Source organism: Spirosoma utsteinense, assembly GCF_014282275.1.
GTDB lineage: Bacteria > Bacteroidota > Bacteroidia > Cytophagales > Spirosomataceae > Spirosoma > Spirosoma utsteinense.
In genome coordinates this window covers 1-7,942 of sequence record NZ_VFIA01000086.1, presented here as the reverse complement: position 1 = coordinate 7,942, position 7,942 = coordinate 1, and the positions used below count along the sequence as shown (strand labels likewise).

Here is a 7,942-nt window from a genome sequence, read left to right as displayed (position 1 = left end):
TAGGTCAGGACAAGGTAAAGAATATGGTCGCCAGGATGGAGGAATTCGCTGACAAATTCCACGTCCTGCTTCAATTCATGACCCTCAAAAATGTTTTATGAGAAAGCCCTGTATCAATGGCATCATTCAGACTGCGGAAACCAATACCTTTGGTTTGAAAGTCATTAACCAGCGTGAACAACTCTTTTAGCGATCTACCCAATCGGTCCAGTTTCCAGACAATAACGGTGTCGTCTTCCCGAAGAATTTCCAGTAGCTTTTGCAATTGAGGTCGTTTTTTAGCCGAAGACACCTTTTCCTGAAAGATTTTTTGACAACCTGCTTTCTTGAGGTCGTCCAATTGCAGATTTAGGTTTTGGTCCTGAGTGGAAACGCGGGCGTAGCCAAATAGCATAGAAGTCTTCTGCAAACACCGGTAGGGGTGTAATCTTAACCGTATCGCTGTATTATATCGCGCTGATGACCACTTTTTTTGCACTAAGAGCTAAATCGCTCAGGCTCAAAAAACAAATAACGATCACTGAACAATCAGTACAGATTGCCAGTACTTATCTGGTTTCCGGGCTAACTTATTCAAGGGGTCAGTCATCCAGTTGTCATCCCCAACCAGAAACGTATAGTGATAGACGCCCGGCCGTAGCTTAAGCTGGCAAAGCCATTCCCCCGTTGGCGTTCGGACAAACGGGTTCGCCGTAGTACTCCAACCATTAAAAGAGCCAACCAGTTTTATCTTATTGGCATACTCCAGGGTGTTGACGCGGAAGCTTACCAGACCCTGCGGTTGATTGGCAAATAGATTCCCGACGTAGTTGGCCGGGCTCAGTTGCAGGGCTTGTCTGTATAGGCTGTCCGCCGTTCGCTTGTTCCCACTTACCAGGTAAGCACTGGCTAAACTACTTAATATGCGATCCGAGGCCGGGTAGCTACGCTGATTCAGCGCGAAAATTTGAATGGCATCGGCGATATGATCCGTATTCAACAAGCGGTAGCCCAACCCATCCAGCTCATCTTCCCCAAAATTGTAACGACCGGGCGATTCTCGGTGCCATTGCGCGTACTGAGCCAAGGCGCGCCGGATGCCCCCGTGAGCGATAACAGGCTCCAGGGCTTCGCCAACCGATTGAGGAAACAGGCGCTTTATTTCGACCTGGTGTACCCCTTTTTTTAACTCAGCGGCCAGGTTGATCGTAACCCCCTGGTCGAAATGATGCCGCTGGTAGAGAATAAACGTGCCCGCCTTCAAATCGGCGATCTGCGAATAAATGGTCGCATTATCGGGCGCTTGTTGGGCGGCTTTAGCCAGGATCATTCGAAACAGGGACACCGAGACCGGGTGCTGTTTGAGCAGGCTATCGGCCGCATTGTATCGGTAACAGGCACTCTGGCCCGGGTGGTAGTGCTTTAAGCAGAAATTAGTCACCGCTACGTAAGGCTTTTGACGATCCGACTTGCGGATGATGTAGTTGGCATGGATGAGCGCGTAGTCCCCCGAGGCATCGGCTACCAGCACTTGGGCCCGCTCCTGCCAGACCAAATTGTAGTGCTGGACTAACTGAATTACCTGGGCAACGGTCGCACATTCGGATAGCGCTTTGGCCACGAAATAGCCCTTAAAATCGGGCTTTTTCGCATCGCGCACCGTGGGGATGGCCTGCATCAGGGCCGCCGCATCCCAAAACAGGCCTTTCTCGTTCATGCCGCCCTCGGGAAATTTTTCCTCACTGCCCCAGCTGACAAATCCGTGCCGCCCCCCCCGGGCAGGGTGGTACCACAGGTAGGTTTTAAGTGTGGGCGAGGAGTCCTCGTTGTTACCCACCAAAACGGTCTGGCCATTGGAGGCCGTAAAAATGGTACAGGCCCGTAAGCCAGAATAGGAGCCGACCCACAGCGCGAGCAGTAAGCTACCAAAAAGACGAATCATGATAATCGCGGTTTGTATAGGCCAAAGTTGGACAAGGATTTAGCGATTGACGGGCCCAAATCTGCCAACCTGGTAAACACCTCCGCCAACCGCCCCGCAGGCCAGGCGTCAATACCTCTCCATGAGCTGATTGACGGGACGTTTGTTCGGCTTGACCGCTCGTTTGGCCGCATTGGCAGATTCGCTCCTGGCACGCGTGAAAAATTAGGTGTAATTTGCCCCATGCCGCTCTCATCGATCAACCCCCTGCTCCTGCGCATTCATGGCCTCTTCTGGGCGCTCTTTGTGTTGGTGGGGGTCATGCTGAACGTAGCCCAGCACCACCACATGCAGCTGAGCTGGGCCCTGTTCTGGGCGGACCTGAAGGACCCCCTCACCGCCATCGGCTATGGTCGGACGATTGGGATGAGCTACGTTAGCCTGTGGGTGTTTGACTGTCTGTTCCGTCGGCGCTATTACGGCCTGGCGTTGGTGGTGTTGATGGGCCTGATTGGTGGGGATGTGCTGCTACGCTACGGCATCGAGCAACGGCTCCTAGGCCCCTACCTGGGCATCTGGCAGTACCCGGCAAGTATTACCCTGGCTGACTACGTGGGCGAAACAGTCTTTTTCAGCGCCTTGGGCATCTTTTTGTGCTTTCTGCTCAAAAGTGTCAATGACTACTTCGCCCAGGAAGCTATTCGGCACCAAAAAGTGCACATGGAGCTAGCCTACCTAAAAGCGCAGCTTAATCCGCACTTTCTCTTCAACACGATGAATAATTTGTACGGCCTGTCCTTGAGCGAACCTCAACGCGCCCCCGACGCTATTCTGCGACTCGGCGAGATGATGCGCTACATGCTCTACGAATCCAATGAGCCCCTCGTGCCGCTTAGCCAAGAGATTGATTACCTGAGCGGCTTTATCGAGTTGGAAACCTTACGCTATTCGCACCGGATCTACGTGGATTTTACCCTAGAAGGCGATGTCAATGGCAAGCGCCTGCCCCCCCTGCTGTTGATTGCACTGGTGGAGAACTGCTTTAAGCATGGCCAGCTTCAGGAGCCGGACCAGCCGGTTCGGATTTGGTTGGCCGTGTCGGGATCAGTACTGCGTTTTGAGACCTCAAACGGGGTCGCCACCCACCTGCGAGACCCGACCGGGGGCGTCGGCCTACCGAACGTCAAACGTCGGTTGGTGCTGCTTTACCCCCGGCAGCATCAACTCCAGGCTTGGCAGGAAGGAGCCACCTATCATGCGCTGCTGGAGATCCATCTGACTACCCTATCTACACCTGATGCTTATGCTTAGTATGACGCCCCCGCTAACGATTATGCTCGTGGATGACGAGCCGATGGCCCTACGCGTGCTGGAAGCCCACGCCCAGAAACTCGGGTTCGTCAAGGTCGTGTTTACCACCACCAGTGCCCTGGAAGGCCTCTTGTTTGCCCAGCAGAAGCCGGTTGATGGCGTCTTTTTAGATGTGCAAATGCCGGAGTTAACCGGTATGCAGTTTATCCCCTTGCTGGGGGGAAAAGCCAGCGTCATCCTCACGACGGCGTATGCCCAGTATGCCGTACAGGGCTATGAGTACGACGTGCTCGATTACCTGCTCAAGCCCATCTCCTTTGAGCGCTTCCTGCGGGCCATCCAGAAACTTCAGCGCCAGCGAGCCGTCGTCGATTCATCGGCGTCTCCGGCGCTGTTTCCTCCAGCGGTTCTGTTCATCAAGACCGAATACAAGCTAGTAAAAGTGGAGCACGATGCCTTGCTGTATTTTCAGGGAGGTAAAGACTACACCACCATCGTAACTCAGACCGAGACCCTGCTGAGCTTAACCTCACTGGCTCAGTTTGAGCAAAGCCTGCCCACTTCCCAGTTTATCCGGGTTCATAAGTCGTATTTGGTAGCCATCCATAAGATTGAATCGATTGAGCGGCAGCGGATCTTCTTAGGCAAAACAGTCATTCCGATCGGAGATGCCTACAAAGACGCGGTGATGCGTGCGATTGGCTCCTGAGTAAGCGTTTAGTAGGAGCCCGTGCGTTCAGGTAAGCTCACTGGGCAATGGGCAGTTGAATATGCGACGGAAACCGATGAGAACGGAAGATACGGTGAACGGCTGGCTGGTAATCAACCGGCTGGGCAGTATAGATGGAAGGCACATAGACTTGAGGATTGCGGTCGATGAGGGGGAACCAGCTACTTTGCACCTGGATCATGATCTTGTGGCCCTGCTTAAAGACGTGATCCACCTGGTGCAGATCGATGGGGTAGTGGAGGGCCTGGTTGGGCGTGAGCGGGCGGGGCGTTTGAAAGCTGGTCCGGAAGCGGCCCCGAAAGACTTCACTGGCCACCATCAGCTCGTAGCCCGCCATAGCGGGTTGCGCAGGATAATGCTCGGGGTAGACATCGATCAGCTTGACGATCCAATCGGCATCGCTGCCCGAGGTAGCCGCGTAGAGGTTGGCCAGCAGCTTGCCCGAGACGGTCATATCCTTTTGGAGGGTATCAGTTTGCCAGCTCAGCACATCGGGCCGGTCCTTGACAAAGCGCTGATCCTCGGTCAACCAGGTGCGCCACCGTGAGCCCTTCGCGTTGGTGGGCTCAATGGGCCGGTTGCGGTAGGGGACCGGGTGGGCCGGGTCGGAGATATACCTATCAAAGACAGGCGTTTTGGTCAGGGGCCTGGCAAAAGAGAGCTTGCCCCTCGCGTCCAGGTACAGATTGGTAGGGGTATTACCAGCGGGAGGCCACTGATCATAACGCTGCCAGCGATTCGAGCCAGTCTGGAACGTAACGGCTTCGGCAAAGCGGCCATCGCCTTTTCCCTTCAGATGGTAGGCGAACCAGGGGGCCTGGATCTGCTGGCGGAAGGTTTCGGCCGTTGGGGAGCCAAAGGAAAGGTTCCCCAATTGATCCCCCGACCAATAGGCCCACTGGCCATGATGCCAGGGGCCAACCACCAAGTGATTGGTGTTGGTCTTGTCGTGTTGCTCCAGGGCCTGGTAGATGGTGAGTGGCCCGTAAAAATCTTCCTGGTCCCACCAGCCGGCCACCGTCAGGGTGGGCACGGTTGCGGCATTCAAACGAGTGGTAACCGCCTGTTGTTGCCAGAATGAGTCGTAGTTGGGGTGCGCCACCAAGTTATTCCAGGTGGACAGCCGGTTCTTAAAATACGTTTTATTGACGTTGGCCAGCGGGCCCAGGGCCAGATACCAATCGTAGGTGTCGTACTGGGGAAAGGGAAATAGCGTATCGGTCCTGGCTGCTTCCTGGCTGAAGGCATACTCGAAGCTATAGCTCAGGCGGAAAGCCCCGTTGTGGTGAAAATCGTCGCCCAAAAACATATCCGCCGGGGAAGCCTGGGGGGACACCGCTTTGAGGGCCGGGTGCGGCCGGATGGTGCCCATTAGCGTCGTCCAGCCATCGTAAGAGATGCCGTACATGCCCACTTTACCATTGTGATGAGGCACGTGATGCAGGAGCCACTCAATGGTATCGTAGGTATCGCTACTTTCATCAATGCCCGCTTGCTCCACAGCTAAGCTAGGCCGCAAGAGCTGATAGGTGCCTCCGGATTTGTTGCGGCCCCGGATGTCCTGGAAGACGAAAATGTAACCGTCGCGGGCCATATCCTTGATGTAGTCATTCTGCGTTGGCGAAAAGGTGTATTACACTGATTTTACTTGACAGATTTACATTCATTTTTGTGTAGCAGACATCGACTCCGCCAATGGCATTTTTGCTGCTTGTCGACGTTTCGTTACACGCCATTTCTTGACCAATTCACCTTGCATACGATGCGCTTGCTCGGGTGTATAGTAGCCACAACTTCGATGCGGCCGTAATCGATTGTAGTTTTCAATCGCTCGTTGTACCCCTTCTTCGGCAGCCGCATAACTAATAAAGCCCCGGTTGAGCAACATATCCTCCTTTATCGTCCGATTGACCCGCTCAGCCAACGCATTTTCGTAAGGATCACCCTGTTCAGTCATACTGATGGCAATCTTGTTTTTTCGTAATAGACCCGTATAAGCATGACAGCAATACTGAACGCCCCGGTCCGAATGGTGAATTAAGTGCTGCCTTGTTTTATTGGCTTTCAAAGCCATTTTTAAGGCACTTAATGGTCCCTCCATTTCTAAAGTAGGATGTAGCGTCCAACCTACAATCTTTCGCGAGTAGGCATCGGTGATCAGACTTAGATAAGCGAACCCACGGGGCAAAGGCAAATAGGTGATATCGCTTACCCATAACGTATTAGGGGCATCTACTTTTTTCCCTTTCACCAGGTTAGGATACTTACGGAAGGGGTGATTTGACCAGGTAGTCCTCGCCCGTCGAGTTCTACGTCTTATCAATAAGCCATTATCCCTGAGTAACTTAGCAAACTTATCTCGACCTAGTTTAATCCCATGCCGCTCACGGAAGTCGGCCAACTGGTGGTGCAGGATTTCCGCTCCAACCGAGGGCAAGTCAAGGCGCAACCGACGGACTTCGGCTAACACTATCGCACTTTTAAGATCTGCTTTCTGATGTCGTTTCTGCTTCTCATACCAAGCCTGACGGCTTACCCCAAACAGCCCGCAGAGTGTCTCCATGCTCACCAGTGGGTGATGCAGGCTGAGTTGATTTACTGTTTGGGACCAGGCTTTTTTCGAATCGGAATCTTGAGCTCTTTTTCGGCAATATTGATCATGATCTCCAGGGCTTCCCGTTTGAGTTGTTCGTGCTGGAGTAGTTGCTGAGTATCGGCTAACTGCTTTTTGAGCAGGGCCACTTCGTCTGTTTTCCCTTTCATGAGTCGAGCGCGTTTAGGACTGGGATAATAGCGTCGGAGTCGATAGCGCTGGTAGGCTCGATTCCAGATCCGGAGTGAATTTCGGGAAATATTCAGCTCGGCCAAAATCTGTTTTTCACTCACCAGTTCGAGTCGATAGAGCTCGACCACGTGCCAGCGGAAGGCACTGGCTTTGTACTTTTTCTTGAGATTAATAAACCCACTCACCTTCATAACTTTTCACGGTTAGTGTCAAGCTATTTCAGTGTAATACATTTTGTTGTATAAGTGCACTTATGTTAACCTAAAGTGGATTTAAGGCCATTACGCGCATGTTTTTGAGTGGTCAAATTATAAGCCAGCACCAAAAGGCCAACTACACAAGCCCCACTAAAGGCAGCTAGTAACTCAAAGAAAGAATGTACGCTTAACTTTATCCCTATTGTCAGAACAAAGTAAAAAGAGCCTAAATAAGCCCAGCTAGGCCTTTTTGAGAATGGATAGTCCGTGTGAATATAGATAGGTTGAAAAGGCCACACCACTACTTTAAGACGGGGCCAATCCCACACCAATAGATAAACATTGGCCAGTAACATCAAAAAAGTGATGATGGGCGTTCCTCCAAAATGGTAGGAAACAGTAATCACGAAGATATTGAGCATAATAGGCAGAAACAGAATTGCCCCTAACGTACTGAAGAGTTGAGTCATTAATAGAAAGCCTGCTATGAGTTGGCCCCAGCCAATAAAATGCCAATAAAGGCCCGACTGATAAAGGGTCTCAAACAGGTGCCAGCTGTCGCTGATAGGTGCGTTGATGCCTGAGCTTGTTGTAAAGCGATTCCCTTGAATTTTGACGATGCTAGCGAAGACAAAGGCCCCTCCAAGTAGATAGCGTAGGTAGATCGTGAATAGTTGGATCGTGATTAGACTCTTCAATTTATCCAGGCTCATCTTTTATGCTTTCAAACAATATACTAACTCAGAAGCCATTTTCAGAGGTACTTTACTCGTAGTTAATGGGTCTAATCAATGGATATTCACTTATCAAAATAGAGGCTTATTTTCTTCCCTTTCCAAAAGACAATTCAGTCTATTTCCAGGGTTTGTATAGGGTGGTTGATCTTAGAATAGTTCATTAACATAAGATATAGACTTTATTGCAACGTATTAGAAACGGGCATAGGACTATAGCCAGAAAACTCCTCCCCATATTGCTCCCACCAGCTTTTGATAAACGACAGTTTATCCTTGAATTGA

8 protein-coding genes are annotated in these 7,942 nt (G+C 51.6%); 2 read left to right on the top strand and 6 right to left on the bottom strand.

The annotated features are described in order from the left end of the window. Positions 1 to 70: 70 nt before the first annotated feature. The gene (locus tag FH603_RS27225; RefSeq protein ID WP_317171342.1) at positions 71 to 409 is read right to left on the bottom strand and encodes a recombinase family protein; all 339 of its coding nucleotides are present in this window, start codon (positions 407 to 409) and stop codon (positions 71 to 73) included. Positions 410 to 517: 108 nt separating this feature from the next. Continuing rightward, positions 518 to 1,921 carry a carcinine hydrolase/isopenicillin-N N-acyltransferase family protein gene (locus FH603_RS27220; RefSeq protein WP_186742338.1) on the bottom strand — a complete coding sequence of 468 codons (1,404 nt, stop codon included), beginning with the start codon at positions 1,919 to 1,921 and terminating at the stop codon, positions 518 to 520. Between the two features lie 27 nt (positions 1,922 to 1,948). On the opposite strand from FH603_RS27220, the gene FH603_RS27215 reads away from it, so the two are divergent. Beyond that, a complete protein-coding gene (locus tag FH603_RS27215) occupies positions 1,949 to 3,211 on the top strand; it encodes a sensor histidine kinase (protein WP_186742335.1) in 1,263 nt (420 codons plus the stop codon). Then, positions 3,198 to 3,920, top strand: coding sequence for a LytR/AlgR family response regulator transcription factor (locus FH603_RS27210; RefSeq protein WP_235985643.1), 723 nt, complete (start codon positions 3,198 to 3,200; stop codon positions 3,918 to 3,920). The genes FH603_RS27215 and FH603_RS27210 overlap by 14 nt, the downstream gene beginning before the upstream one ends. A 37-nt stretch (positions 3,921 to 3,957) precedes the next feature. Here the strand turns inward: FH603_RS27210 and FH603_RS27205 are convergent, their stop codons facing one another. The 4 genes from FH603_RS27205 to FH603_RS27190 all read right to left on the bottom strand — a co-directional run bounded on the left by FH603_RS27205 (position 3,958) and on the right by FH603_RS27190 (position 7,636). Continuing rightward, on the bottom strand, positions 3,958 to 5,535 hold the full coding sequence (locus tag FH603_RS27205) for a CocE/NonD family hydrolase (RefSeq protein WP_186742333.1): 1,578 nt from the start codon (positions 5,533 to 5,535) through the stop codon (positions 3,958 to 3,960). A gap of 69 nt (positions 5,536 to 5,604) precedes the next feature. Then, entirely contained in the window at positions 5,605 to 6,525 is a 921-nt protein-coding gene (locus tag FH603_RS27200) for an IS3 family transposase (protein WP_186742341.1), read from the bottom strand. A gap of 11 nt (positions 6,526 to 6,536) precedes the next feature. Further along, entirely contained in the window at positions 6,537 to 6,917 is a 381-nt protein-coding gene (locus tag FH603_RS27195; RefSeq protein ID WP_186742331.1) for a hypothetical protein, read from the bottom strand. Between the two features lie 65 nt (positions 6,918 to 6,982). Beyond that, on the bottom strand, positions 6,983 to 7,636 hold the full coding sequence (locus FH603_RS27190) for a hypothetical protein (RefSeq protein WP_186742329.1): 654 nt from the start codon (positions 7,634 to 7,636) through the stop codon (positions 6,983 to 6,985). Positions 7,637 to 7,942 lie beyond the last annotated feature (306 nt).

Coding starts and splice junctions, on each gene's coding strand:
- FH603_RS27210 (WP_235985643.1), top strand. CDS start 3,198: ATGCTTATGCTTAGTATGACGCCCCCGCTAACGATTATGCTCGTGGAT.
- FH603_RS27205 (WP_186742333.1), bottom strand. CDS start 5,535: ATGGCCCGCGACGGTTACATTTTCGTCTTCCAGGACATCCGGGGCCGC.
- FH603_RS27220 (WP_186742338.1), bottom strand. CDS start 1,921: ATGATTCGTCTTTTTGGTAGCTTACTGCTCGCGCTGTGGGTCGGCTCC.
- FH603_RS27195 (WP_186742331.1), bottom strand. CDS start 6,917: ATGAAGGTGAGTGGGTTTATTAATCTCAAGAAAAAGTACAAAGCCAGT.
- FH603_RS27190 (WP_186742329.1), bottom strand. CDS start 7,636: ATGAGCCTGGATAAATTGAAGAGTCTAATCACGATCCAACTATTCACG.